The sequence below is a fragment of the Flavobacterium cyanobacteriorum genome (assembly GCF_002251835.1).
Taxonomy (GTDB): domain Bacteria; phylum Bacteroidota; class Bacteroidia; order Flavobacteriales; family Flavobacteriaceae; genus Flavobacterium; species Flavobacterium cyanobacteriorum.
In genome coordinates this window covers 1-1,109 of record NZ_NOXV01000015.1, presented here as the reverse complement: position 1 = coordinate 1,109, position 1,109 = coordinate 1, and the positions used below count along the sequence as shown (strand labels likewise).

Annotated in this window: 1 protein-coding gene; it reads right to left on the bottom strand. The window is 42.1% G+C overall.

The genetic code is table 11. The features are described from left to right. Nucleotides 1–16: 16 nt before the first annotated feature. Nucleotides 17–880: a UDP-2,3-diacylglucosamine diphosphatase gene (locus CHU92_RS00110; protein WP_094411395.1), complete on the bottom strand. Its 864-nt coding sequence runs from the start codon at nucleotides 878–880 to the stop codon at nucleotides 17–19. Nucleotides 881–1,109: the final 229 nt, after the last annotated feature.

The window sequence follows — 1,109 nt, the reverse complement described above, 5'->3', positions numbered from 1 at the left end:
GTCAACCCTTTTTTATTTAACAAATAAGTTTAAACCACTTCGGTTTGATGTTGTTCACCATCAGCGAAGTAATAAGTTGCCGGGTAAGCTGCGTTTCCATTTCAAAGTATTCATCTTCATTGACCCTAATTTCGTTTACTTCTTCTGCATAGGAATAAAGCTTCCACCGTCTTTTATGATATTCAAGGGCCGTAAGGTTTTCAATCCAGTCGCCGGAATTCAGGTAAAGCACAGCCCCTTTTTTATTTTCCTTTTTGAGTATTTTCGGTTCATGTATGTGCCCGCATACTACATAATCATAGTTATTTTCAATGGCCAGTTCGGCTGCGGTGGCTTCAAAATCAGAAATAAATTTAACTGCTTTTTTTACACCTGATTTGATTTTTTTTGACAGGGAATAGGGTTCGCGCCCCATGCGTGTCAGCGCCCAGTTCACAAATCGGTTTAGCAGGATAAGGTAATCATAGCCTATGCCGCCAAGCCTGGCAATCCATTTGGCGTGATGCACCGAACTGTCAAATACGTCTCCGTGGAAAAACCATGCTTTTTTGCCGTCAAGTTCCAGCACGACTTTGTCTGCTAAAGAAAAATTACCCATGTGGGTGTCACTGAATTTGCGGAGCATTTCATCATGGTTGCCGGTTATATAATAAACACGGGTATCTTTTGAAGCAAAATCGATCAGCTTTTTTATAACTTTGAGGTGCGATTTTGGAAAATAAGATTTCCTGAACTGCCATATATCTATTATATCGCCATTGAGTATAAGCGTCTTTGGTTTGATAGAGGACAGATAAACCAGGAGCTCTTTTGCGTGGCAGCCATAGGTACCCAGGTGGATGTCTGATAACACTACGAGGTCAACATTGCGTTTTTTCATGGGTGTTTCTTGCAAAATAAAGGCATTAACGTAAATATTTATTTAACAGAATATTAAGTTAGGTTTAATTATATGGCGGCACTATTATTTTATAATTAGGGGTGAACCGATTACATTTGCCTGGGTCCTATGCCGGGTTGCGGGGCAGGTGTATCCCGGATTCTGGGTTTAGCCCCGATGGTAGCGGCATCCTCCCCGCCGCCCGCTTTTGCGGCGGGGAGATAGAGCG